The 25,092-nt window shown below is 60.1% G+C and carries 24 protein-coding genes; 14 read left to right on the top strand and 10 right to left on the bottom strand.

All coding sequences use genetic code 11. The features are described from left to right. Nucleotides 1-6 precede the first annotated feature (6 nt). Nucleotides 7-894, top strand: coding sequence for a formate/nitrite transporter family protein (locus CPH89_RS07930; RefSeq protein ID WP_053258432.1), 888 nt, complete (start codon nt 7-9; stop codon nt 892-894). On the opposite strand, the gene CPH89_RS07925 is transcribed toward CPH89_RS07930, so the two are convergent. Beyond that, nucleotides 888-2,147 (bottom strand): cation:proton antiporter, encoded by a 1,260-nt coding sequence (locus tag CPH89_RS07925; RefSeq protein WP_053258431.1) that lies wholly within the window; start codon nt 2,145-2,147, stop codon nt 888-890. The two genes, CPH89_RS07930 and CPH89_RS07925, sit on opposite strands and share 7 nt — an antisense overlap. A 192-nt stretch (nt 2,148-2,339) precedes the next feature. Here CPH89_RS07925 and CPH89_RS07920 point away from each other — a divergent pair, with 192 nt between their 5' ends. Next, nucleotides 2,340-2,726, top strand: a complete 387-nt coding sequence (locus CPH89_RS07920) for an MAPEG family protein (RefSeq protein ID WP_053258430.1) — start codon at nt 2,340-2,342, stop codon at nt 2,724-2,726. Nucleotides 2,727-2,852: 126 nt separating this feature from the next. On the opposite strand, the gene mltA is transcribed toward CPH89_RS07920, so the two are convergent. Next, nucleotides 2,853-4,040 carry a murein transglycosylase A gene (mltA, locus tag CPH89_RS07915; RefSeq protein ID WP_053258429.1) on the bottom strand — a complete coding sequence of 396 codons (1,188 nt, stop codon included), beginning with the start codon at nt 4,038-4,040 and terminating at the stop codon, nt 2,853-2,855. A 129-nt stretch (nt 4,041-4,169) separates the two neighbouring features. On the opposite strand from mltA, the gene CPH89_RS07910 reads away from it, so the two are divergent. Then, nucleotides 4,170-4,619, top strand: a complete 450-nt coding sequence (locus CPH89_RS07910) for a c-type cytochrome (RefSeq protein ID WP_053258428.1) — start codon at nt 4,170-4,172, stop codon at nt 4,617-4,619. A 6-nt stretch (nt 4,620-4,625) separates the two neighbouring features. Here the strand turns inward: CPH89_RS07910 and CPH89_RS07905 are convergent, their stop codons facing one another. The 4 genes from CPH89_RS07905 to CPH89_RS07890 form a co-directional block, all read right to left on the bottom strand. Beyond that, the gene (locus tag CPH89_RS07905) at nt 4,626-5,021 is read right to left on the bottom strand and encodes a DUF1090 domain-containing protein (RefSeq protein WP_053258427.1); all 396 of its coding nucleotides are present in this window, start codon (nt 5,019-5,021) and stop codon (nt 4,626-4,628) included. 69 nt (nt 5,022-5,090) lie between these two features. Beyond that, nucleotides 5,091-6,755, bottom strand: a complete 1,665-nt coding sequence (gene ligB / locus CPH89_RS07900; RefSeq protein ID WP_053258426.1) for an NAD-dependent DNA ligase LigB — start codon at nt 6,753-6,755, stop codon at nt 5,091-5,093. A 295-nt stretch (nt 6,756-7,050) separates the two neighbouring features. Further along, nucleotides 7,051-8,241: a methionine adenosyltransferase gene (gene metK, locus CPH89_RS07895; protein WP_053258425.1), complete on the bottom strand. Its 1,191-nt coding sequence runs from the start codon at nt 8,239-8,241 to the stop codon at nt 7,051-7,053. A gap of 19 nt (nt 8,242-8,260) precedes the next feature. After that, on the bottom strand, nt 8,261-9,256 hold the full coding sequence (locus CPH89_RS07890) for an ArsR/SmtB family transcription factor (protein WP_053258424.1): 996 nt from the start codon (nt 9,254-9,256) through the stop codon (nt 8,261-8,263). Between the two features lie 258 nt (nt 9,257-9,514). Here CPH89_RS07890 and tkt point away from each other — a divergent pair, with 258 nt between their 5' ends. The 6 genes from tkt (at nt 9,515) to fba (ending at nt 15,854) form a co-directional block, all read left to right on the top strand. Beyond that, nucleotides 9,515-11,512 (top strand): transketolase, encoded by a 1,998-nt coding sequence (gene tkt / locus CPH89_RS07885; protein ID WP_053258423.1) that lies wholly within the window; start codon nt 9,515-9,517, stop codon nt 11,510-11,512. A 166-nt stretch (nt 11,513-11,678) separates the two neighbouring features. Next, nucleotides 11,679-12,734 (top strand): erythrose-4-phosphate dehydrogenase, encoded by a 1,056-nt coding sequence (gene epd, locus CPH89_RS07880; protein WP_053258422.1) that lies wholly within the window; start codon nt 11,679-11,681, stop codon nt 12,732-12,734. 17 nt (nt 12,735-12,751) lie between these two features. Next, entirely contained in the window at nt 12,752-13,915 is a 1,164-nt protein-coding gene (locus tag CPH89_RS07875) for a phosphoglycerate kinase (RefSeq protein WP_053258421.1), read from the top strand. 29 nt (nt 13,916-13,944) lie between these two features. After that, the gene (locus CPH89_RS07870; protein WP_053258420.1) at nt 13,945-14,172 is read left to right on the top strand and encodes a hypothetical protein; all 228 of its coding nucleotides are present in this window, start codon (nt 13,945-13,947) and stop codon (nt 14,170-14,172) included. A gap of 61 nt (nt 14,173-14,233) precedes the next feature. Next, a complete protein-coding gene (locus CPH89_RS07865) occupies nt 14,234-14,566 on the top strand; it encodes an MliC family protein (RefSeq protein WP_053258419.1) in 333 nt (110 codons plus the stop codon). A gap of 223 nt (nt 14,567-14,789) precedes the next feature. Further along, the gene (gene fba, locus CPH89_RS07860) at nt 14,790-15,854 is read left to right on the top strand and encodes a class II fructose-bisphosphate aldolase (RefSeq protein WP_003177554.1); all 1,065 of its coding nucleotides are present in this window, start codon (nt 14,790-14,792) and stop codon (nt 15,852-15,854) included. A 60-nt stretch (nt 15,855-15,914) separates the two neighbouring features. Here fba and CPH89_RS07855 read toward each other — a convergent pair whose 3' ends face one another. Beyond that, nucleotides 15,915-16,202, bottom strand: coding sequence for a hypothetical protein (locus tag CPH89_RS07855; RefSeq protein ID WP_053258418.1), 288 nt, complete (start codon nt 16,200-16,202; stop codon nt 15,915-15,917). Between the two features lie 626 nt (nt 16,203-16,828). On the opposite strand from CPH89_RS07855, the gene CPH89_RS07850 reads away from it, so the two are divergent. Further along, the gene (locus CPH89_RS07850; protein ID WP_232005433.1) at nt 16,829-17,251 is read left to right on the top strand and encodes a hypothetical protein; all 423 of its coding nucleotides are present in this window, start codon (nt 16,829-16,831) and stop codon (nt 17,249-17,251) included. Between the two features lie 43 nt (nt 17,252-17,294). Here CPH89_RS07850 and CPH89_RS07845 read toward each other — a convergent pair whose 3' ends face one another. Continuing rightward, nucleotides 17,295-17,960 (bottom strand): polysaccharide lyase family 7 protein, encoded by a 666-nt coding sequence (locus CPH89_RS07845; protein WP_053258417.1) that lies wholly within the window; start codon nt 17,958-17,960, stop codon nt 17,295-17,297. Between the two features lie 310 nt (nt 17,961-18,270). Between CPH89_RS07845 and CPH89_RS07840 the strand changes: the two genes are divergently transcribed. The 3 genes from CPH89_RS07840 to CPH89_RS07830 are packed head-to-tail and all read left to right on the top strand — an operon-like array spanning nt 18,271 to nt 21,235. Continuing rightward, nucleotides 18,271-20,376 carry a putative bifunctional diguanylate cyclase/phosphodiesterase gene (locus CPH89_RS07840; RefSeq protein ID WP_053258416.1) on the top strand — a complete coding sequence of 702 codons (2,106 nt, stop codon included), beginning with the start codon at nt 18,271-18,273 and terminating at the stop codon, nt 20,374-20,376. A gap of 42 nt (nt 20,377-20,418) precedes the next feature. Next, the gene (locus CPH89_RS07835; protein WP_053258415.1) at nt 20,419-20,919 is read left to right on the top strand and encodes a M48 metallopeptidase family protein; all 501 of its coding nucleotides are present in this window, start codon (nt 20,419-20,421) and stop codon (nt 20,917-20,919) included. A gap of 19 nt (nt 20,920-20,938) precedes the next feature. Beyond that, nucleotides 20,939-21,235: a winged helix-turn-helix domain-containing protein gene (locus CPH89_RS07830; RefSeq protein WP_053258414.1), complete on the top strand. Its 297-nt coding sequence runs from the start codon at nt 20,939-20,941 to the stop codon at nt 21,233-21,235. 114 nt (nt 21,236-21,349) lie between these two features. Here the strand turns inward: CPH89_RS07830 and CPH89_RS07825 are convergent, their stop codons facing one another. Beyond that, entirely contained in the window at nt 21,350-21,802 is a 453-nt protein-coding gene (locus tag CPH89_RS07825) for a GNAT family N-acetyltransferase (RefSeq protein ID WP_053258413.1), read from the bottom strand. Nucleotides 21,803-22,000: 198 nt separating this feature from the next. Between CPH89_RS07825 and CPH89_RS07820 the strand changes: the two genes are divergently transcribed. Then, nucleotides 22,001-22,738, top strand: a complete 738-nt coding sequence (locus CPH89_RS07820) for a substrate-binding periplasmic protein (protein ID WP_053258412.1) — start codon at nt 22,001-22,003, stop codon at nt 22,736-22,738. 44 nt (nt 22,739-22,782) lie between these two features. Here the strand turns inward: CPH89_RS07820 and yccS are convergent, their stop codons facing one another. Then, a complete protein-coding gene (gene yccS / locus CPH89_RS07815) occupies nt 22,783-24,966 on the bottom strand; it encodes a YccS family putative transporter (RefSeq protein WP_053258411.1) in 2,184 nt (727 codons plus the stop codon). Nucleotides 24,967-25,092: the final 126 nt, after the last annotated feature.

The raw sequence follows: 25,092 nt of genomic DNA, 5'->3' as shown, positions 1-25,092 counted from the left end.
TACATCATGGCCATTCAAGCAGACGGTAAAACCCCCAACCTGTCGCAAGAAGAACAGCACGACGTCGACAAGAACCAGCCGCCCCGCGCGGCGGTTCTGCATGAAATCATCCGTACCCAGGGCGATCAGGAGCTGGAGCGCACTGTCGCCGCGTTGTGGTGGTCGGCACTGGCTGCCGGGCTGACCATGGGCCTGTCGTTGATGGGCATGGGCCTGCTCAACTCACGGCTGCCGGACGGTGAAGGGTTCAAGGTCATTGCCAGCTTCGGTTACTGCGCGGGTTTCCTGGCGGTGATCCTGGCGCGCCAGCAACTGTTCACCGAAAACACCTTGACCGCCGTGCTACCCGTGATGAGCAAACCGACGCTGGCCAATACCGGGCGCCTGTTGCGGCTGTGGACCGTGGTGCTGGTGGGCAACCTGTGCGGCACCTTGCTGGTGGCGTATGTGATGCTGCACCTGCCGATTTTCGACACCAAGACCGACATGGCCTTCCTTGAGATAGGCCGCAAAGTCATGGAAAACGACCCTGGCCAGATGTTTGCCAAAGGCATTATTTCCGGCTGGATGATCGCCACCATGGTCTGGATGATCCCGTCCATGGAAAGCGCGAAGATGTTCATCATCATCCTGATCACCTACCTGATGGCGCTGGGGGATTTCACCCACATCGTCGTCGGCTCGGCAGAAGTGTCGTACCTGGTGTTTGCCGGTGAACTGCCGTGGAAAGACTTCTGGCTGGTGTTTGCCGGGCCGACGCTGGCGGGCAACATCATCGGCGGCAGTTTTATCTTTGCGCTGATCAGCCATGCGCAGATTCGCAGCGAAAGCAGTTTGCCGGGCAAAGCGGCTGCGGACCCGAGGCATCCGCAGCAGATCAACAAGGGTCAGTGAGGCTCAGGCGTGGCCTGGGGTTCGTCCCGGGTCACACGTTTGACCAGCTTGCCGATGCTCAACCCCTGCAACAGGATCGACGACAGCACCACGATGTAGGTGATGCTCAGCAACAGGTCGCGTTCCGGGCCCAGCGGCAGGGCCAGGGCCAGTGCCACCGAAACCCCGCCACGCAAGCCACCCCACGTCAGAATACGGATGGTGCCGCGTGGGACTGTGCGCCAGCGGCGCAGCAACAGAATCGCCGGGGCCACGGTCAGCAGGCGTGACAGCAGGATCGCTACGGCGAGCAAGCTGGCCGCGAACACGTGCAGCCAGTTGAACGGCAACAGCAGCAGCTCCATGCCGATCAGCGCAAACAGCAGGGCATTGAGCATGTCATCGAGCAGTTCCCAGAAACCATCCAGGTAGCGCCGGGTCATGTCGTTCATCGCCAGTTTGCGGCCCAGGTTGCCGATGATCAGCCCGGCCACCACCATCGCGATCGGCGCGGAAACGTGCAGCTCGCTCGCCATCGCCGAGCCGCCAATCACCAGGGCCAGCGTCAGCATCACTTCGATCTGGTGCTGCTCGATGCTCTTGATCATCAGGTACACCAGGTAACCGATGAGCCCGCCAAATACCACGCCGCCAATGGCTTCATGGGCAAACAGCATGGCGGTGGCGCCGACGGTTGGCGTTTCGCCCAACTGTGCGATGCCCAGCAGCACGGTAAAGACCACGACGGCCGTACCGTCGTTGAACAGCGACTCGCCGACGATGGTGGTTTTCAGGGGTTTCGATGCGTTCGCGGTTCGCAGCACACCCAACACTGCAATCGGGTCGGTAGGGGAGATCAATGCGCCGAACAACAGGCAGTAAAGGAAGCTCACGTGCCAGCCAAACAAGGCAAAGATGTAGTACGCCAGGCTGCCAATCACCCCGGTGGCGATGAGTACGCCGAAGGTTGCGAGTAAGCCGATGGGCCAGCGATAACTGCGCAGGTCATTCAGGTTGACGTGCAATGCGCCGGCGAACAGCAGGAATGACAGCATCCAGTTCATCAATAGATCGCCGAAGTCGATCTGGCCGATCAATTGCTGGATCCGTGTTTCCAGGCCGGGGTAGCCGATAACGCTCAGGCCTTGCAGGATCAGGGAGAACAACAGGGCCGTGACCATCACGCCGATGGTGGGCGGCAGGCCGATAAAACGGAAGTTCACATAGGTGAGCAGGGTGGTGAGGCAGATGAAGGCGGCGACAAGTTCAAGCATCCGGAGTCCTTGGAAGAGGGTGAGCGATTATTAATGGGGGGATGGACCGCAGTCGTGGCGGGATGTTGCAAATCACGCAGCAAAAGACGATAGAACCTTTCGGTGCGGCACGGCTCATAGCGGTTAAGTGCGGCTGCGCATTTTTAGTGCTAAAACTCTAACCGCTGACTAAAACGACAAAAGGAATCTGTGATGACAGTGGCATTCTGGTGTGTGTTGGTAGCAATTTTTCTGCCTTACCTGTGCACGGGTCTGGCCAAATTCAGCGGTGGCAAGTTCGGGCCGCGCCAGAACCATGACCCGCGGGCTTTTCTGGACACGCTCGAAGGGTTCGCCAAACGCGCCCACAGCGCGCAGCTCAACAGCTTTGAAGTGACGCCTGCGTTTGCGGCGGCGGTGATCATTGCGCACCTGGCCGGTACGGCGTCGCTGGTGACCATTAATGTGCTGGCAGTGTTGTTTATCACCAGCCGCCTGCTGTACATCATTTGCTACCTGGCGGACTGGGCGATGCTGCGTTCGTTGGTGTGGTTCGTGGGCATGGCGCTGATTGCGAGTTTCTTTTTTGTCTCGATCTAAAGGCTGACGCGATTTCATTGTGGGAGCGGGCTTGCTCGCGAAGGCGGCGGGCCAGTCATCAGTTGTGCTGGCTGATACACCGCCTTCGCGAGCAAGCCCGCTCCCACATTCGATCTTCAGTGGTCTTCAGGTCCCGGCGGGTGCGTCCGGCACCTGCGGCAACGCTGCACCCTTGGGCCACAACATCCAGATCTGCCCCTGCTGCTTCATGTTGCCGGCCAATTCACCCGCTGCATCACCTGTGCCCCAGAATAAGTCCGCGCGCACTTCGCCGGTGATGGCACCGCCCGTGTCCTGTGCGGCGACGGGGCGGGCGATGGGTGAACCATCGGGTTGGGTGGTCGACAGCCACAGCAGGCTGCCCAGCGGAATCACCTTGCGATCCACGGCCACGCTGTAGCCCGCCGTCAGCGGCACATTCAGCGAACCACGCGGGCCTTCATTGCTGTCCGGGCGGGCGCTGAAAAACACGTAGCTGGGGTTGCTCGCCAACAGTTCCGGGATTCGTTGCGGGTGCGCCTTGGCCCAGGCGCTGATGGCACCCATGGTCACGTCTTCTTTTTTCAGCTCGCCTTGCTCCACCAGCCAGCGGCCGATCGGTCGGTAAGGGTAGCCGTTCTGGTCGCCATAACCGACGCGCAGTTGACGCCCGCCCGCCAGTTGAATGCGCCCCGATCCCTGGATCTGTAGAAATTGCAGGTCCATCGGGTTCGTCAGCCAGGCAATCGGCTTGGCCGTGGAGCCCTGGCCGTTGATGGTACTGGCATCGTCATAGGGCTTGAGTACACGGCCTTCGAGACGGCCGCGTAGGCGCTTGCCTTTGAGTTCCGGGTAGATGCTTTCCAGGTTGACGATGATCAGGTCATCCGGCACGCCGTAAACCGGCACATGCGCCGTGGCGGTTTCGGTCAGGCTGCCGGGGTAGACCGGCTCATAGTAGCCGGTGATCAGACCGTTCGGCGTGTTGTCGGCCGAGCGCAAGCCGAATACATCCAGGCGTTCCTTGAGAAAACTGCGAACCGCCACGGCGTCACCCGGCACGGTGGCTGCCGCTGCGCAGGTGGCGCCCCATACCGGGTCGGCCTTGAGGCGTTGGCAAGCGCTGCGCCAGGATTCAAACCCGGCGAGCAGATCGCTGTCGGAGACGGCTGGCAGGGCTTCCCACGGTGCGCTCACATAGGTGGCGACCGCATGGGGTTTGGCTGCTTCCTCTTTTTTGTGGGCTTCTTTACCGCCATCGCATCCGGCCAACAACGCCATCATCGGCAGAGCCAACGCCAGGCGGCGGCTCCAGGGTTTCAACGTGATAGTCATACAAACAATTCCTGAAGCGGTTGCCCGCGCCGTGGCGCATTCAGGCAACCCTTATTATTAATAGGGCTATTGGTCTTTGCGGGCGGGGCGAGGATACTGGCCGCCGTTTCCCGTGACCTTGAAGCCAACATGACTTTTAAAAAACTGACCGTGGTATTGCTGGCCTGCCTGACCTTGTCCGCTTGCGGCGGTGTCGATCCGAATTCGCCCCTGGGCCAACGCAAGGCGATCTTCAAGCAGATGCTCAAAACCGGCGAAGACCTGGGCGGCATGTTGCGCGGGCGTATCCCGTTCGACGGCGCCAAGTTCGCCGAAGGCGCCGTCAAGCTCGATGCGTTGTCCCACGAACCGTGGAAGCATTTCCCGAGCGTGCGTGAAGAAGATCACACCAGCGCCAAGGACAACGTGTGGCAACAGCAGGCACGCTTTCAGGAGTTGGCCCGCAGCCTTGAAGCGGCCACCGGTGAATTGGTGATCGCAAGCCAACTGCAACCTTACAAAGCCAGTAACCTGGGGCCGGCGGTGCAGAAGGTCGAAGATGCCTGCACAGCCTGCCATAAACAGTTTCGGGACCACTGATCGGTTTTACTTGTCGAGTTCTTCGACGGCGTCCTGCAGTTCCTTGCGGGACTGGGCGAGCTTGTCTTTGCGTTTGTTGATCTTGTCCGCGTCACCCTTTTTCATTGCCTTGTCGAGGTCAGCCTGACGGCGGCTGACTTCGTGTTTGGCGTCGAGCACCTTGTTCTCGCGCTCTTTCCTCAAGGACGCGTCGGTGCAGTGGGCGGTGACTTCGCTCAAGGCTTTTTCCAGGCCGGCTTGCTGTTCACTGTTGCCATGGGCCTTGGCCTGTTCGATTTGGGCGCTGATGGCTTGGCGTTTGGCGGCGCAGCCGGTAAGTTCCGGGACTTCTTCGGCAGCCAGCAGCGGCGCGGTCATGAAGCTTGCGACGGTCAACAAGGCTAGTGGGGCTAGAAATTTCATGTAAGGCTCCAAGGTCGCAATCGGTTGGCAGGGTGAATTCTGCCGGGGTTAAAGGTGGCCGGGCTGGGCTTAAAACCCGTCAATCCCGGCCACACGTAATGTTTCAGCTAATGCTTGTACTTGCGGGTCGCGAAAAAAAGCGCTCAATTGCGCCGCGCGGCCCGGGCCAATACCGTCGGTGGCCAGCCAGGCCTGGACGTCTCTGGCGGCAAGGGTCTGCCAGCCGCCCTCCAGATCGTTACGTGCCGAAGGCGGTACGCCCAGCGCTTTGAGCCATTGCGCAAAGGGACGTTGCCGAGCGCTTTGAAGGCTATCGAGCACCCGGGCACGGCTGCGCTCACCGAAGCCGTCAATGTTAGCAAGCTCTGCCGCATCCAGGGTCAACCAATCGAGAAAGCCTGCGATTAGACCGGCCTGGATCAAAGCGTTCCAGGTTTCGCGCCCTATATGCGGCAAGGACAGGCCTTGATTGCTGCTCAGCCAGGTCAGACGGGCGAGCAACTGCTCCTCGCACCCCGGGTCCAGTTGCCAACAGCTCAACGCGTGGAAGTCCCGCGCATCCGGCACCTGCACCGCCACCCTTGTCTTGTTGCGCAGGATCACTTGGTCCAACCGCGGAATCACTTGGCCGGCAAGGCTGATGGAGACCTGATCGCCAGGACGGATATCCAGCGCATGCCACTGTTTCAGGGAGCCGACGTTGACGCGGCGAATTTGCCGATCGTCCAGCCGCACGGGGTCCAGTTCCAGAATGGGGGTGATGCGCCCGGTGCGGCCGATCTTGAAGTGCACCTTGCGCACCATGGCCAGCGCTTTGGTCACCGGGTACTTCCAGGCGACCGCCCAGTAAGGCGTTCCGGTCTGCCAGCGTTTGGCCGGCGGGTATGACGCTTGGTGCAACACCACGCCATCGCTGGCGAATGGCAGTGGATGGGTGTACCAGTAGCTGCGCCAGTGCGCGGCATCCGTCATGTTCTGGATGGGCTGGCTGTAGCGACGGCTGTCGGCAAACCCCCAGCGAGCCAAGGTGGCCAGGCGCGTGGTGAAGTCTGCCGGGCCGTCGGGCCAGGCCCACACGAACAAGCCGATTCCAGCGGCGTCAGCGTCACTCAGGTGGCGACGATTCATCAGCCCGGCCACCTTGCTGCGGGCACTTACCCCGCCGTGTTCTGACTGCACATGATCGTCAAGGCGCCAATAGAGTTCGCCTTGCAGCACCAGGTTGATGGGTTCCGGCAGTCGCTGGACGATGCCGGGGAGCTTGCGCGCGACGGCTGACCAATCCTGGCCGAGCCGGCCGTCACCTCGGCTGATGAGTTGGCTCAGCCGACCCTGGTGATACACCAGCGTCACTGCAACGCCGTCGACCTTGGGTTGAATCCATACGTCTTGTCGGGTTCCGAGCCACTCATCGACAGCCTTTTCATCGACCAGCTTTTCCAGGCCGGTGTGCGCGACCGGGTGAGCCCGCGTGCCCCGTGAACTGGCCAATGGGTTGTCGGTGGCTTTTGTTAACCGAGTAAAACACGATCGCCACTGAGCCAGGCGATGGCGAGCCTGGTCATAGAGTTCATCGTTGACCGGTGATTGGCCAAGCCGGTGGTAGCTGTCATCCCAAAGTTTGATTTGTTCGGCCAGGGTGTCGACCTGTGATCGGGCGTCCTCGGGGCAATTGTCTGCCCAGGCCCACAAAGGCAGGCCGCTGAGGAAAAGAGCAATCAGTAAACGCATCATGAGCATCCTTGCTCGGAAGGGGCGCCCAGCCTAAGTGATCCAGGCGACCACAAAAAAGCCCCGACGCTGCGGGGCTTTTTACCGGGTGTTTCGAGTTACTTGAACAGGCCGCCCACGGCCTTCACCGCCTCGTTCTTATCCCGCTTGGCTTCCTGTGTTTGCTGCTTGGCGTCGACCTTGGCCTGGGAGCCAGCCAGTTTGTTACAGCCTTTGTTGACCTGCTCTCCCGTTAATCATCCGGCCAATAAAAAGCCCCGCAGGGTTTACCCTGCGGGGCTTGGTGTGCCGCGAGTGATTACAGGCCTGCAGCGGTGCGCAGGTCGTTGGCGCGGTCGGTTTTTTCCCAGGTGAACGTGGTGAAGGTGTCGTCGCCGACCGTCTTCTGCGCAGGGGTACGACCGAAGTGGCCGTAGGCTGCGGTTTCGTGGTACATCGGGTGCAGCAGGTCGAGCATGGTGGTGATCGCGTAAGGGCGCAGGTCGAAGATCTCACGCACCAGCTTGACGATCTTGTCGTCGCTGATCTTGCCGGTGCCGAAGGTATTCAGCGAGATCGACGTAGGCTGAGCCACACCGATAGCGTAGGAAACCTGAATTTCGCAACGCTCGGCCAGGCCGGCCGCCACGATGTTCTTGGCCACGTAACGACCGGCGTAGGCGGCGGAACGGTCAACCTTGGAGGGGTCTTTACCCGAGAACGCGCCACCGCCGTGACGGGCCATGCCGCCGTAGCTGTCGACGATGATCTTGCGGCCGGTCAGGCCGCAGTCGCCCACCGGGCCACCGATGATGAACTGGCCGGTCGGGTTGATGTGGAACTGGGTGTCCTTGGTCAGCAGCTCGGCAGGCAGCACGTGCTTGACGATCAGCTCCATCACGCCTTCGCGCAGGTCGGCGTAGGACACGTCCGGGTTATGTTGGGTCGACAGTACAACGGCGTCGATGCCCACCACTTTGCCGCCTTCGTAACGGCAGGTCACCTGGGACTTGGCGTCCGGGCGCAGCCACGGCAGCACGCCGGATTTACGCGCTTCGGCCTGACGCTGCACCAGTTGGTGCGAGAAGGTGATCGGCGCTGGCATCAGCACGTCGGTTTCGTTGCTGGCGTAGCCGAACATCAGGCCCTGGTCGCCAGCGCCCTGATCTTCAGGCTTGGCGCGGTCCACACCCTGGTTGATGTCGGGGGACTGCTTGCCGATGATGTTCATCACGCCACAGGTCGCGCCGTCGAAGCCGACGTCGGAGCTGTTGTAGCCAATCTTGGTGATGACGTCACGGACGATCTGTTCCAGGTCGACCCAGGCCGTGGTGGTGACTTCACCGGCGATGATCGCCACGCCGGTTTTCACCAGAGTCTCGCACGCCACACGGGCAAACTTGTCTTCAGCAATGATGGCGTCCAGCACCGCGTCAGAAATCTGGTCGGCGATTTTGTCCGGATGCCCTTCAGACACGGACTCGGAGGTGAAAAGGGAGTATTCGCTCATCTCGATGATTTCCTGATATTTACCGATGGTGAGTGTCGCCAGCCGGCCGCTGAAAATGGCGGACCTGGATCTGGAAACCATTACGTAAACCTACATAGAGGCTTTCCCCGGGAACGAGTCCCGCAGCGGTGGCCCAACGGGCCAGATCGTCCTGTTCAAAACCCAACCAGAGATCACCGCAGGCCTCCTTGGCCCAACTCTGGTTGTGGCTGCATAAATCTGTAACCAGCAGGCTGCCGCCGGGTTGTAGCAAGTTTGCCATCTGCTTGAGGGCGTCGGCGGGGGCGGCGAAATGGTGCAGGACCATGTTCAGCACCACGCAATCGGCCCGCAGGCTGGTGTCATTCAACGCGTCTGCCAACTGCAGGCTGACATTGCCCAGGGCTTCGCGCTCACACAGCTGGCGCGCCAGTTCGAGCATCGCCGGGCTGTTGTCCAGCGCCGTCACCTGCTGAAAGCGGCGCGCCAGTTCCGGCAGGAAACCGCCGTCGCCAGGGCCGACTTCCAGCGCCGTCGCCTCATTACTGAAGCTCAGCTTGTCCAACAGCGCCAGTACGCTTTCGCGGTATTGCGGTAAACCGGCGATGAGGTCCTGCTGGGCGCGAAACTTCTCGGCAACCCGAGAGAAAAAGTCCTGGCTGGCGGCGGCCCGTTGCCCGTGGACCTGGGCGATGCGCGACTGCACATCCGCCGGCAGGCTCAAATTGTCGACTTCTTCGAGCAAAGCGCTGTGCAGCTTGCCGCCGAGCAGCTCGGTGTGGGGCAGGGCGCGGCGGTAAAAAATCGCATTGCCTTCACGGCGGGTGGCTACCAGCTCGGCCTGGGCCAGTACCTTGAGGTGGTGGCTCATGCCGGACTGGCCAATCGCAAAGATTTGCGCCAGTTCCAGTACCCCGAAGGAGTCGTTGGCCAGTGCGCGCAGTACGTTCAGGCGTAACGGATCACCAGCGGCCTTGCATAAGGCAGCCAGCTCATCGCCATCGTCAGGACGCAGGGAGGGCACGGGTAGGTTCATAAGGCCAGCAGTCTAGTGATGGGTGTAAATCCCTGCAAGGCCAATATCAAAAAGTTTTGATATTGGTCGATAAGTGGCGGTTATAAGCCACCGCTATAACCTTTAGACGAAGCCGTGGGGCGTTTCTGCAAGCGATTGCCGGGCAATGCGCAGGAAAAACACCGTCAAGTGACTATCTGTCATTGCCCGCAGGCGGTGGCTGAGGGAAAATGCCGGTCCTTTTTTCGGTTTCTATATTCAAACCCCAGGAGATCAGCGATGCCCAGCCGTCGTGAGCGTGCCAACGCCATTCGTGCCCTCAGCATGGATGCCGTGCAAAAAGCCAACAGCGGCCATCCCGGTGCCCCGATGGGCATGGCGGATATCGCCGAGGTACTTTGGCGTGACTACCTGAAACACAACCCGAGCAACCCGTCGTTCGCCGACCGTGACCGCTTCGTGCTGTCCAACGGCCACGGCTCGATGCTGATTTATTCGCTGCTGCACCTGACCGGCTACGACGTCACTATTGATGACCTCAAGAGCTTCCGCCAGCTGCACAGCCGCACCCCGGGCCACCCGGAATTCGGCTACACCCCAGGCGTCGAGACCACCACCGGTCCCCTGGGCCAAGGCCTGGCCAACGCGGTTGGTTTCGCGCTGGCTGAAAAAGTACTGGGCGCGCAGTTCAACCGCCCTGGCCACAACATCGTCGACCACCACACCTATGTGTTCCTCGGTGATGGCTGCATGATGGAAGGCATTTCCCACGAAGTCGCTTCCCTGGCCGGTACCCTGGGCCTGGGCAAGCTGATTGCCTTCTACGATGACAACGGCATCTCCATCGACGGCGAAGTCGAAGGCTGGTTCACCGATGACACCCCGAAGCGTTTCGAAGCCTACAACTGGCAAGTAATCCGCAACGTGGACGGCCACGATCCGGAAGAGATCAAGACCGCCATCGACACCGCGCGCAAAAGCGAGCAGCCGACCCTGATCTGCTGCAAGACCACCATCGGTTTCGGCTCGCCGAACAAGCAAGGTAAAGAAGACTGCCACGGCGCCCCGCTGGGTGACGCGGAAATCGCCCTAACCCGCGAAGCGCTGAAGTGGAACCACGGCCCGTTCGAAATCCCGGCCGACATCTACGCCGAGTGGAGCGCCAAGGAAAAAGGCCTGGCGACCGAAGCCGAGTGGGACCAGCGTTTCGCTGCCTACTCCGCCGAATTCCCGGCATTGGCCAACGAACTGGTGCGTCGCCTGGCCGGTGACCTGCCTGCCGACTTCTCGGAAAAAGCCTCGGCCTACATCGCCGAAGTCGCGGCCAAGGGCGAGACCATCGCCAGCCGTAAAGCCAGCCAGAACACCCTGAATGCCTTCGGCCCGCTGCTGCCTGAGATCCTCGGCGGTTCGGCTGACCTGGCCGGTTCCAACCTGACCCTGTGGAAAGGTTGCAAAGGTGTTTCGGCGGAAGACGCCAGCGGTAACTACATGTACTACGGCGTGCGCGAGTTCGGCATGAGCGCCATCATGAACGGCGTGTCCCTGCACGGCGGCCTGGTGCCTTACGGCGCGACCTTCCTGATGTTCATGGAATACGCGCGCAACGCCGTGCGTATGGCCGCGCTGATGAAGAAGCGGGTGATCCATGTGTACACCCACGACTCCATCGGCCTGGGCGAAGACGGCCCGACGCACCAGCCGGTCGAGCAATTGACCAGCCTGCGTACCACGCCGAACCTGGATTGCTGGCGCCCAGCCGACGCGGTCGAATCCGCCGTGGCCTGGAAGCACGCCATCGAGCGCAAGGACGGCCCTTCGGCGCTGATCTTCTCGCGTCAGAACCTGCAACACCAAGTGCGTACCGACGCGCAGATCGCCGACATCAGCCGTGGCGGCTACGTGCTCAAGGACTGCGCTGGCGAGCCGGAGCTGATCCTGATCTCCACCGGTTCCGAAGTGGGCCTGACCGTTCAGGCGTACGACAAGCTCACCGAACAAGGCCGCAAGGTGCGTGTTGTATCGATGCCGTGCACCAGCGTGTTCGAAGCCCAGGACGCCGGCTACAAGCAATCGGTATTGCCGCTGCAGGTCAGCGCGCGTATTGCCATCGAAGCGGCTCACGCCGACTACTGGTACAAGTACGTGGGCCTGGAAGGCCGCGTGATCGGCATGACCACCTACGGTGAGTCGGCGCCGGCGCCAGCGTTGTTCGAAGAGTTTGGTTTCACCCTGGAAAACATCCTGGGTCAGGCTGAAGAACTGCTGGAAGACTAAGGCTGTAGATTGAGGTGGCTGTACTGACGCCTTCGCGAGCAAGCCCGCTCCCACATTTGATCGGGTTCACACAGTTGCAATTGTGAACCCATTCAAGTGTGGGAGCGGGCTTGCTCGCGAAAGCGATCTAACAGCCACCCTATTACCCAAGGTAATCGAGAACCCCATGCCTCAACCGCGTCGCTACAAAGTTGCACTCAACGGCTACGGCCGCATTGGTCGTTGCGTCTTGCGTGCTCTGTTCGAACGAGGGGCGGCTGCCGGGTTTGAAATTGTCGCGATCAACGATTTGGCCGACATGGCCAGTATCGAATACCTGACACGCTTTGACTCCACCCACGGCCGGTTCCCCGGCGAAGTGCGGGTCGACGGCGATTGTCTGCATATCAATGGCGACTGCGTAAAAGTACTACGCAGTGCCACCCCCGAGGGCATCGACTGGGCGGCGCTGGGCGTCGACCTGGTGTTGGAATGCTCCGGTGCTTACAACACCCGTGCCGATGGCCAGCGTTTTCTCGACGCCGGTGCGCCGCGTGTGCTGTTTTCCCAGCCGATGGCCAGCGAGGCGGATGTCGACGCCACCATCGTCTACGGCATCAACCAGGACTGCCTGACCGGCAATGAACTGCTGGTGTCCAACGCCTCCTGCACCACCAACTGCAGCGTACCGCTGTTGCGCCTGCTGGATCAGGCGATTGGCCTGGATTACGTGTCTATCACCACCATCCACTCGGCCATGAATGACCAGCCGGTGATCGACGCTTATCACCACGAGGACCTGCGGCGTACACGTTCGGCCTTCCAGTCGGTGATTCCGGTGTCCACCGGCCTGGCGCGTGGTATCGAACGGTTATTGCCGGAACTTGCCGGGCGAATCCAGGCCAAAGCCGTACGGGTGCCGACGGTGAACGTGTCCTGCCTGGACATCACCATGCAAACCGTCAGCGATACCGATGCCACTGAGGTCAACCGGATTTTGCGCGACGCCGCCACCAGCGGCCCGCTCAAGGGCCTTTTGGCCTACACCGAGTTGCCGCACGCCAGTTGTGATTTCAACCATGACCCGCATTCGGCGATTGTCGATGCCAGCCAAACCCGTGTTTCCGGCCCCAGGCTGGTGAACATCCTGGCCTGGTTCGACAACGAATGGGGGTTTGCCAACCGAATGCTGGATGTTGCGGACCATTATCTGCACATCGCCTCTAAACAACCTCAACAGTAATTCAGGAACTGCGACCCATGACCGTGTTGAAGATGACCGACCTCGATCTGCAAGGTAAGCGCGTACTGATTCGCGAAGACCTCAACGTCCCCGTCAAGGACGGTGTTGTCACCAGCGATGCGCGAATCCTGGCCTCGCTGCCGACCATCAAGCTGGCCCTGGAAAAAGGCGCGGCCGTGATGGTCTGCTCCCACCTGGGTCGCCCGACCGAAGGTGAGTTCTCCGCCGAAAACAGCCTCAAGCCGGTGGCCGACTACCTGAGCAAGGCGCTGGGCCGTGACGTGCCGTTGGTGGCTGATTACCTGGGTGGCGTCGACGTCAAGCCAGGCGACATTGTGCTGTTCGAAAACGTGCGCTTTAACAAAGGCGAGAAAAAGAACAGCGACGAACTGGCCCAGCAATACGCAGCCCTGTGCGACGTGTTCGTAATGGACGCCTTCGGCACCGCTCACCGCGCTGAGGGTTCGACCCACGGCGTGGCCAAGTTCGCCAAAGTCGCCGCCGCCGGCCCGCTGCTGGCCGCTGAGCTGGATGCACTGGGCAAGGCCTTGGGCGCTCCGGCGCAACCGATGGCTGCCATCGTGGCCGGTTCCAAAGTTTCCACCAAACTCGACGTACTCAACAGCCTGAGCCAGATCTGCAACCAGTTGATCGTCGGCGGCGGCATTGCCAATACCTTCCTGGCGGCAGCCGGTCACCCGGTGGGCAAGTCCCTGTATGAGCCGGACCTGCTCGACACCGCCCGCGCCATTGCGGCAAAAGTGAGTGTGCCGTTGCCGGTGGATGTGGTGGTCGCCAAGGAGTTTGCCGAAAGCGCTGCAGCCACCGTCAAGCTCATCGCGGACGTGGCTGCCGACGACATGATCCTGGATATCGGCCCGCAAACAGCGGCCAACTTCGCTGAACTGCTGAAGTCGTCCAAGACCATTTTGTGGAACGGCCCGGTTGGCGTGTTCGAGTTCGATCAATTCGGCAACGGCACCAAAGTCCTGGCCCAGGCTATTGCTCAAAGCGCTGCCTTCTCCATCGCCGGCGGTGGCGACACCTTGGCAGCCATCGATAAATATGGCGTTGCTGACCAGATCTCCTACATTTCTACCGGTGGCGGCGCATTCCTGGAATTCGTCGAAGGCAAAGTCCTGCCGGCCGTTGAAGTGCTGGAAACCCGAGCCAAAGGCTAAGGCTCGTGATCCGGAAAAGGAGTCTTCCCATGATCAAGTCGTTGGCACTGGTAATCGCAGCAGGCCTGTTGGCCGGCTGCGGTAGCACGCAACGCGCAGCGCCGGACTCTGAAAAGCCGGCGCCGGGGCAGAAAAAGAGCTGCTACCAGGCTGACTGGCAAGCCGAGACCATGCCGGTGATCAACAAGCGCATCGGCAATGAACGGCTGGAGAAATACGACGCTGCGCCCAACGGTCAGGAACAGGGTTGCCCATGACCGGTCTGATCAATTAACCGACAGCAGTGGCGGCCTTCGAGTCGCCGTTCGAGGATTGGCAATGAAAGGCGTATTCGCCCTGGTTGCAGTGGCCTTATTGGCCGGTTGCAGCAGCATGAACATGTTCAACAAGGCAGAGCCGGCGGACAAGTGGACGACCTGGACTTGCGACAGCAAGGCCGAGATCAACTGGCGCTTTGCCAATCAGGCCCGTTCCGAGGTGGATGTTCGCCTCGGTGGTTCGGACCAGGTTTACCGTCTTAAGCAAGACGTTGCCGCCTCGGGCGTGCTGTACAGCAACGATCAATTGGCGTTTCACACAAAAGGTGAGGAAGGCCTGATTTACTGGGTCGCCACCGATGATTTGATTGGGCGTGGCTGCAAGGCCCAATAAGACAGAACAGGGTCTGGAATGTGATGAGATCAAAAATGTGGGAGCGAGCAAGCCTGCTCCCGCAGTAGATCCGGTTCCAAAGTGACATGGATTTTGAACCGGACACTGCAATAACGATTCAGCAGGCCAGGCCTTAACCCCTTGATCTGCAATAACTTGAATAGCAGTCGCCGCTACGGCAGGCTTGCACGATTAACGACCCTCGATCGGGAGAGACAACACAATGGCACTTATCAGCATGCGTCAAATGCTGGACCACGCAGCCGAGTTCGGCTACGGCGTCCCAGCCTTTAACGTCAACAACCTTGAGCAGATGCGCGCCATCATGGAAGCCGCTGACAAGACCGACTCCCCAGTGATCGTCCAGGCTTCGGCCGGTGCCCGCAAATACGCCGGCGCCCCGTTCCTGCGTCACCTGATCCTCGCGGCGATCGAAGAATTCCCACACATCCCGGTGTGCATGCACCAGGACCACGGCACCAGCCCTGACGTGTGCCAGCGCTCCATCCAACTGGGCTTCAGCTCGGTGATGATGGACGGCTCCCTGGGCGAAGACGGCAAGACCCCAACCGACTACGAGTACAACGTGCGCGTCACCCAACAGACCGTGGCCATGGCTCACGCCTGCGGCGTCTCGGTTGAAGGCGAGCTGGGTTGCCTGGGTTCCCTGGAAACCGGGATGGCCGGCGAAGAAGACGGCATCGGCGCCGAAGGCGTGTTGGACCACAGCCAAATGCTGACCGACCCGGAAGAAGCGGCCGACTTCGTGAAGAAGACCCAAGTGGACGCCCTGGCCATCGCCATCGGCACCAGCCACGGCGCTTACAAGTTCACCAAGCCACCTACCGGCGACGTGTTGGCCATCGACCGCATCAAGGAAATCCACAAACGCATCCCTAACACCCACCTGGTGATGCACGGTTCTTCCTCGGTACCGCAAGAGTGGCTGGCGATCATCAACCAGTACGGCGGCGACATCAAAGAAACCTACGGCGTGCCGGTTGAAGAAATCGTCGAAGGCATCAAGTACGGCGTGCGCAAAGTCAACATCGACACCGACCTGCGCCTGGCGTCCACCGGCGCGATGCGTCGCCTGATGGCCACCAACCCGAGCGAATTTGACCCACGTAAATTCTTCGGCGCCACCGTGACCGCGATGCGTGACGTGTGTATCGCTCGCTACGAAGCGTTTGGTACTGCCGGTAATGCTTCGAAGATCAAACCGATCTCGTTGGAAGCGATGTACCAGCGGTATTTGAAAGGTGAGTTGAACGCTAAGGTGAACTAAGCCTTAAGCGTTTAAAAAGAAGCCCGCAGCGATGCGGGCTTTTTTGTGGGTGGGATTTGATCAGGCGGCGGTATCGAAGCCTCGGTGCTCGATGACGCGGAACACATCACTCACGTCCTGCACCAGAATACGTGCGGTATTGGCCACGTTATTCAGGTCGCGCTCGGCGAAGTCCGGCAGGCTGGAGCAGGCCATCAGGTTGAGGTGTTCGAGGGCGGCGTTGAGGCGTTCGCGCAGGCAGGCGTGGAGGTCGGGCAATGGGGCGGCGCTGTCGATCAAGAGCACGGGTGAATCGGTGGCGGACTCGGTGCAGGTGTAGAAGCGGCGGGGTGGTAATGGGTCGGTCATGGCAAATATTCCTCGTATCTAGAAGGACTACCGCCGATCGCTGCGAAACGAATGGGTGGTAGCTGTGTGCGGGTTCGCAGACCGAGGATACGAGGAACCCGGCAGACCCGAAGGTCTCCCACACACAGCCACCATAAAGTAAACGTCGGGCGCAGAAGCGCTCCACGTTGCATTCATGATGCTCGGTTACACACGTATCGTTAGGGCTGCGAAACCCTATCGCTGTTCTCAGCGACCGGCGAACTATAAGCGGCGATCTGTCTGCCCGCAACGGTCGTGTAAGACCAACCTCGATCTCTAAATCGATGGAGATCCAATGTGGGAGTCGGGCTTGCCCGCGATGGCGGTGTGTCAGGCACGCAAATATTGGCTCATTCACTGCCATTGCGGGCAAGCCCGGCTTCCACACGGACAAGCGGTGTGTTTAAGCGGTTGGATTGCCCATGAAGTGTCCTTGGGTTTATCAGACATTGCCTACAAATCGAAACGCCCCGGTGTTTTTACAATCGGAAGTTTCCGGGAACGAGTGAATTGAGTTCGCTGTGTTTTCACAGTTTTTCTGTTTTGTTCGTGCGTCATTGAAAGCGCGCTTTTTTCGGCCTCGGATCATTTAAGGTTTGGCCTTGATGATATTCAATGATGGAGAATTGATGATGGGTTTTATTAAAACAGTTGGCGTCATTCTGGCGCTGGCAGCAACAGGCTCTTTTGCATACGCGGATAGCCGGATTTTTACCGCGTCTGTTGATGATAAAGGCCAGATTACTGCGCAATCACCCCAGTGGCTGAAAGAGATAAAGTTGACGGCGCAGCCTGATTATTTCTCGGAATACAAAGTCCGCTTCGTGCCCGGTGTCTTTAAGCAGCCGCCACGATTCTGTACAGTTTCCGTCACGGATGTCAGTTCCAATGAACATATCTTTTATGGCCATGCCAAGTTGGGCAGTGTCCCGGCCATCAACTACGTCAACGTATTAACACTCAAAGTAGGCAATAACAAACCCTCCGGCGATTCTTCGATGGGCTTTATGCTGATGTGCGTTGAATAAACCCTCCAAGCAGCCCCGCTGTTAACGGGGCTTCTTTCTCGCGCTACTCGTGGTCAATGTCCAACTTGGCAAACGTCACGCGTGCGCCTTCCTTACTGTTCCCACTGTTGTCCTGCACATACACCCCTGCCTTGAAGTACAGCGGTTTCGCAGCCCACGCGGCGCCAATGCGCTCGTTCCATTGGCCGTCTGCGGCAGATACGCTGAGCAAGCCGGCCTTATTGAGGTTGATCACATAGGTGAAGCTCTTATCCAATGGCACGTTACTGGCGACGGTGACCACGCGCCCCTCACCATCATCCGGGCGCATGCGCACCTTGGCGACGATGTTGCCGGTCTGGGTCTTTTCCTTGAATTGGTATTCCAGCTTGATCAGCGGTTTCTGGCTGTCGTACGCGTGAATCTGGCCGATGACCACTTTGCCGCTGGAAGGCACTTGGTTGACGGTCACGGTGGCGCGCAGGAAGTTGTTGGCCTCGTTGTAAGTCCAGTTGCGCAGGCGCCCGTCGGCGTAGGTTTCGCGCAGTTCGCTGCGCGGGTAGATGGCGTTTTCGGTGCGGGTGCCGGTCACGGGTGTCCAGAATTGCACGTTGCTGCCTTCGGCCTGGAAATATTGGTCCTTGAAGCCGCTCAACAGTTTTGGGGTGTCGATGGTCGCAGGCGGGGAGCCGACAGGAATGCTCAGGTTCCAGGTGGAAAGGTCGATCATGGTGTTGGCCTTTTACAGAGGGTGACGGCTTTGGCCCGGGGGCCTTACAGGTTCTTTATAAGCGCTGATCGTCCTGTTGTTAAACAATTGCTGGCAATTTATTGGCGTCAGAGGAATGCCAAAAAGCCATGTTTCCCATGGCCCGTGGGCTGTGGGTCCTTACCGTTAGTCGGCTTCCTAAGCTTTGGCGCAATGATGGCACCCACGTCACTTCTGATTTTTTAGAACCGGGGCTAGAGTGAGGCCTCAGTGTTTGTCCGGTTTTTGGATGAGAAGTGACCGGTGCAGCTCCTCAAGGAAGATACGTAGCATGGATTGCGCTCCATACCTCGGCGATGGCAGTTCGGTTCTTCTGGTGGTCGACGACTACCCGGAAAACCTCATCAGCATGCGTGCGCTTTTGCAGCGTGAAGATTGGCAAGTGATGACCGCGGCTTCAGGGCTGGAGGCGTTGGAATTATTGTTGGCGCACGAAGTGGACCTGGTGCTGCTGGACGTGCGCATGCCGGGCATGGATGGCTTTGAGGTGGCGCGGCTGATGCGTGGCAGCCAGCGTACGCGCATGACGCCGATTATTTTTCTGACGGCACATGCACAGTCTTCTGCGGCGGTACTCGAAGGCTACGCCAGTGGCGCCATCGACTACCTGTTCAAGCCCTTTGACCCCCATATTCTAAAACCCAAGGTGCAAGCCCTGCTCGAGCAGCAGCGCAACCGCCGAGCCTTGCAGCGCCTGAGCCGTGACCTGGAATCCGCGCGGGCCTTTAATGCCTCTGTGCTGGACAACGCCGCCGAGGGCATCCTGGTGGTGGGTGAGGCCAGTGTGATCCAGTATGCCAACCCGGCCATTTCGCGGTTGCTGAATGCCACGATGGCCGAGTTGCAGGGCGAGAGCTTTCTGAGTTTCCTGCAAAAACCCCATGTGCCCACGTGGTTGGGGTTCCCGATGTACGAGGCGTATCGCAAGGGCGAGACCTGGCGCCAGCACGACGCTATTTTGCGCACCGGCCGTGGCCAGCAGGTGCCGGTGGCGTTGTCCTGCGCGCCGTTGCCCGCCGAGCAGAAGGCTATGGTGGTGACGGTGCTGGACATGTCCGAGGTGCGCCACCTGCATCAGCAACTGGAGTTCCAGGCGGTGACCGACCCGTTGACCGGGCTGCTGAATCGACGTGGCTTCCACCAGGCGGTGGAGAACACCTTGCTGCGCAGCGAACGTAATGGGCTGTCGCTGGTGTTGTTGTACCTGGACCTCGACGGCTTCAAGCGCGTCAACGACTCGCTGGGCCACGACGCCGGGGATCGGGTGCTGCGCTGGGTCTCGGAACAAATGCAGGCGTGCCTGCGCTCCTACGACATTCTCGGGCGCATGGGCGGGGATGAGTTCACCGCCTTGCTGGAGTTGGAGTTTCCCGAGCAGGCGGCGAAGATTTCGGAAAAACTGATCGAGCGCGTGTCTGTCTGTCAGCAAGTCGATGGGTTGGATGTCATGCTCGGCGTCAGCATTGGTATTGCGACCTTTCCGGACTGCGGCGCTGACTTGAATGGCCTGCTGCGCGCGGCGGATATCGCCATGTACGAAGCCAAGCGTGCAGGGCGTCAGCAATATCGCTATTACGATCAGGAAATGAACGGCCGTGCCCGTTCGCGCCTGATGCTCGAAGACAGTGTCCGTACCGCGATTCAAAACAAGGATTTCGCCCTGGTCTACCAGCCTCAGGTGTCGCTGGAGGATGGGCGTTTGCGCGGCGTCGAGGCGCTATTGCGCTGGCAGCACCCGAGCGTCGGTGATGTGCCGCCGGGCTTGTTTTTGCCGTTGCTGGAAGAGGCGCGGCTGATCAGCCAGTTGAGCGCCTGGATCTACCAGCAAGTCGCTGCCCAGCGCCGCGCCTGGCAAGCCACCTTCGATGACGAGTTGGTGCTGAGCGTGAGCCTGAGCAGCAGCCAGTTCAACATGCCCAACCTGGCCAGCCAACTGCAGCAGGTCCTTGAGCGGTATGGGTTGCAGGGGCGCCAGTTGGAGGTGGAGATCAGCGAGGACAGCTTGATGAGCAACCTTGAGGAAACCCACAAGCAGCTCAAACTGTTGCGTCAGATCGGGGTGCGTATTGCCCTGGATGACTTCGGTCTCGGCCGCTGTTCGCTGGCCCATTTGCGGGATCTGGAGTTCGACACGCTCAAGCTGGACCCGCAACTGGTGGCACGCCTGCCAGGCTCGGTGCGCGATGCGGCGATGGCCCGCAGTATTATCCAGTTGTGCGGGCACTTTGATGTGTTGGTGATCGCCGAGGGTGTGGAAACCCTGGAGCAGTCCCAGTGGCTCAAGGCGAATGGTTGCTCGTGTATTCAAGGGCCGTGGGCGGCACAGCCGCTGGTGGCCGAGGAAATGGCGATCTGGCCCCACCCCCGCGCGCTGTGAATTCGCTACACTGGCGCCCATTCGAACCCTGTTGCAGACCCCATGACCGCGCTGAAATACCTCCAGGCCTACCCCGCAGCGCTCCAGGAGCAAGTGCGCCAATTGATCGCCAAGGACCAATTGGGCGCCTACCTGGAGCAGCGTTACCCCGAACGTCATGCGGTGCAGAGCGACAAGGCGCTGTACAGCTATGCCCTGGCCTTGAAGCAGGAACACCTGCGTAACGCGCCGGCCATTGACAAAGTGCTGTTCGACAACCGACTGGACCTGACCCACCGCGCCCTGGGCCTGCACACCACGATTTCACGGGTGCAGGGCGGGAATCTCAAATCCAAGAAAGAGATTCGCATCGCCGCGTTGTTCAAGGAAGCCGCGCCGGAGTTTCTGCGCATGATCGTGGTACACGAGCTGGCGCACTTCAAGGAGTCGGACCACAACAAAGCGTTCTACAAACTCTGCGAATACATGATGCCGGGCTACCATCAGGTGGAATTCGACCTGCGGGTTTACCTCACGTATCGCGACTTGCAGGGCAAGTCCTAACCACATAAGGCTTTTGACCATGGACGTGAGCAAGACCAAAAGCAGTTTTTACCGCCGCCTGTACGTGGCGTACCTGATCGACAGTGGGCAGGCCAGCAGTGTCCCGGCGTTGACCGATGCCACCGGCATGCCGCGTCGCACAGCGCAGGACACGATTGCGGCATTGGCCGACCTGGATATCGTGTGTGAGTTCGAGCAGGCAGACGGCGCGCGCAATCATGCCGGGCACTATCGGGTTCGTAACTGGGGGGCGATTGATCGGGTGTGGATCGAGGCCAATCTGGCGTCGATCAAGCAGGTGTTGGGGTATCCCTGAATGTGGCGGTGATTGGGCTGAGGCTTTCGCGAGGAAGCCCGCTCCCACATTCGACCGCGTTTCAACGCTCGGACGCGGTCAACTGTGGGAGCGGGCTTGCTCGCGAAAGGGCCATCAGGCGCGTCGCATGCCTATATGGGGAATATCGTCTTCCAGGTATTCCTCACCCGCCACCACAAAACCGTACCGCCCGTAATACCCCTGCAAATGCGCCTGGGCTGACAGAAAGATCGGCGTCTCAGGCCAGATGTCTTCAATGCGCTTGAGGGTCTCTTCCATCATTTGATGGCCAAGCCCGGTGCCGCGTGCCGCCGGCGCAACGATCACTCGGCCGATCACCACATCGCCACCCTGTGATTCCGGGTCGAGCAAGCGCAGGTACGCCAGCAACTCGTCATCCTTCCAGGCCATCAAGTGGTGGGTATCACCCGAAAGATCCTGCCCATCGAGGTCCGGGTAAGCGCATTTCTGTTCAACGACAAACACCTCGCTGCGTAGGCGCAAAACCGCGTAAAGCTGCTCCTTGCCCAAGTCATCGTGATGTTTGCAAACCCATTCAACGGTCATGGCGTGCTCTCTTATTAATGTCTGTGGTCGATAGTAAGCGCCACCGGCTCCCCTGTCTAAATCGAGCTTTTTTGTGAATGGCGTCAATTTGCCACCATTCAGTGCAATCGCTGCGGGCTTCTTTGTGTAATCTGCAATGCAGGCTCATTGATGAGCTACTGTTATCAGGCCACTGCCTGCCCGCCAAGGACTTTGAGCATGCCGCGATTTTCTCGTGCCGTTGCTTTGATAGGAGTGTTGTTGCTGGCCCAGCCTGCGGTCGCACAACGCCTGCGCCTGGTAGCGGATGCCTGGCCGCCTTTTACGGATTCGACCTTGATCAACGGCGGCTTGGCCACTGACATCGTCAGCACCGCCCTTGCTCGCGCAGGCTACGGCAGTGACTTTGAACAAGTGCCTTGGGCCCGGGCGCTGATGGGCGTGGGCGACGGCCGCTATGACGTACTGATCAATGCCTGGTACGACGATGCACGTACGAAACTGGGGCAGTTTTCCGCTGAGTACCTGCTTAACCGTGTGCGCTTTATCAAGCGCCGCGATGATCCCATCGATTATCAGAACCTGGAGCAACTGCACGACGAAGCCATCGCCGTGGTGCGCGGGTATGCCTATTCGGCGGCGTTCGATCAGGATGCACGCCTGCAGAAGGTGCCTGTGCATAACTTCGCCATGGCCGTGCGCATGCTCGCGGCGCAGCGCGTGAGGCTGACGCTGGAAGATGAATATGTTGCCCGCTATTACCTGGCCCGCGAGTCGGCGCGGGTGCGCAATGCGGTGGAGTTTTTACCCAAGCCGCTGAGTGAAAACAGCCTGCATATTCTGGTGAGCCTGAAGAACCCCGAGCATGAGCAGATCGTCGCCAGCTTTGACCGGGAGATTGCGAAGATGAAGGTCGACGGCAGTTACGAGCGGTTGATGAAAGCGCATGGGATGTGACGCGGTCGCTGGAGCACTCGCCGCAACAGCCCGTTAGCCACAGATTAAGTCGCGCTGGTATCTTTGATCAGGTGCGCCGCCAGCGTTCGCAACGGCCCCAACTGCCGACAGATCAACGCTAATTGTGTTTGCACCAAGCGCTGTCCTTCATCGATCTCATCCGGCATCTGTTCCAGTTCCGCCGCCAGGGCCTCCTCGGCATCGCTCTGAATCGCGACCGGCTGCTTATTCGCCAGCCCGGTGGCGATCTCATCGATGCTCGCCGCCAGGCTGTTGCCAGCGCCCTCGATCAGGTGCTCACGCACTTCGGCCGGCAGTTGGGTCTCGCGGTGTGCGCCCAGCCCCGACAGGTAGCTGAGCAAGGTGTGCGACAGCACCAGGAAGCGGAAGCCGACGTCGGCTTCCTTACGGAAATGCCCCGGCTCCATCAACATATTGGCCAGTGTGGTGGACAGCGCCGCATCCGCGTTGTGGGCGTTGCGCCGCGCCAGCCGATAAGCCAGGTCGTCGCTCTTGCCCGCCGCGTATTGCTGCATGATCTGGCGCAGGTAGATGCTGTTGCAGGTCAGGGTGTTGGCCAGCACCTTGTTCAGGCGGCGACCTTGCCAGTCCGGCAGGAACAGGAAGACCGCCAGGCCGGCGATCAGGCTGCCGAGCAAGGTATCCAACAGCCGTGGCAGGAACAGCCCGTAGCCATCGCCGACCTGGTTGAAGCAGAACAGCACCATCAGCGTGATTGCCGCCGTGGCCAGGGTGTAGCGGGTGGTGCGGTTGATAAAGAACACCAGGCCTGCGGCAATGGCGAACAGCGACTGCACCAACGGGCTTGGGAACAGATCGAACAGCGCCCACGCCACGGTCAAACCAATGGCAGTGCCGATGATCCGTTGGCCAAGCTTGCGCCGGGTGGCGCCGTAGTTGGGCTGGCAGACGAACAGGGTGGTGAGGATGATCCAGTAACCCTGAGAAGCGTGAATGGCATGCAAGGTGCCATAACCGATGGTCAGCGCCAGGGCGAGGCGCAAGGCATGGCGGAACAGCAGTGACGTCGGCGTCAGCTGCGTGCGCAGGCGCGTCCACATTTCTTTCAGGTTGCGCGGGGCGCGGTCCAGCAGGTTGCTGTCGGTCGCATCGGCGAGTGAGTCGGGGTTGCTGGCGTCGCCAAGCAGACGGTCGAGCGTGGACAAGTTGGCGGCCAAGGCCCGTAACGAGCGCAACAGGCCGCGCCACGCGGGGTTGCTCTGGATGCGCAGGTGTTCCAGCGAGGCATTCAGGTCGCCCAGGGCTTCGGCGAAGCTGTCGTCATAAATGAAGGGCTGGCGCAGCTGGATCGACTCGCCCAGGCTCTGGCAGGCCTTGCCTTGCTGGCGTAGCAGGCGCTGGCAGCGAAACAGCACATCGCTGTGGAAGAAGGCGTCGGCCAGGGCGTTGTAAGGGTAGTGGGACGAACTGGCGCGCTCGTGGATGTCCTGGGCCAGGAAGTACAGCTTCAGGTAGCGGCTGACCTTCGAGCCCGGTCGACCATTGCCCACCCGGTGCAGGATGATTTCTTTCGCCGCATTCAACGCCGCAACAACGCGACCATTTTGCTGGGCCAGTTCCAGCCGCCGCGCTTCCACATCCAATTGGCGGATCGGTTCGAACAGCGACGATTTGAGTTTGAGGTAGCGCCCCAATTCGCGAAACAGCCGCGCCAGGCTCTGTTGCACCGGCTGGTTGGAAAACAGTGCCTGCCACAGCACCGACAACACGCCATACCAGGCGGCACCAGCCACCAGCAGCAGCGGCTCATGCCAGAAGTCGCTGACAGCCCCCCCGCGCTGGTCCACGCCGATCATGGTATATACCGACAGGATCAAGGTGGCCGACGCAATCGCGCCATAGCGTTCGCCGAGGGCGCCGAGCATGGTCAGGCAGAAACTGGCCAGGGCCAGGGCGATGGCGAAAATCCAGGGATAAGGGAACAGCAGCTCCACCGACAGCGCAGCGATGCTGAAACACACCAGCGTTACCGCCAGGGCATTGAGGCGGCCTTGCCAGCTGTCATCGGTCTCGGCCAGGGCGCTGGCGATAATCCCCAGGAACAGCGGGATCAGCAGGGTCATTTCATCCTGATACCAGCACAGCGCCATGCTGCCGGTGAGGGCGATGAACACCCGTACGCTGTAACTGAATTTATCCAGCGCCCACAGGCGCCGCATGGACTGCTTGAACGAGGTCGATGACATGAAGTCTGGAGTCTTCCTGGACGATGCCGCTAAATTGAGCCAGTAATGACGCCACGGCAAGCGTGGCGATCACATCCAACAGCAAAATATATTCCCGCCATTGCATTCCAAATAGGGAATGCAATC

It is taken from the genome of Pseudomonas fluorescens (genome assembly GCF_900215245.1).
Lineage (GTDB): Bacteria > Pseudomonadota > Gammaproteobacteria > Pseudomonadales > Pseudomonadaceae > Aquipseudomonas > Aquipseudomonas fluorescens.
The sequence above is the reverse complement of the archived record's forward strand: the minus strand, read 5'-3'. Positions and strand labels throughout refer to the sequence as shown.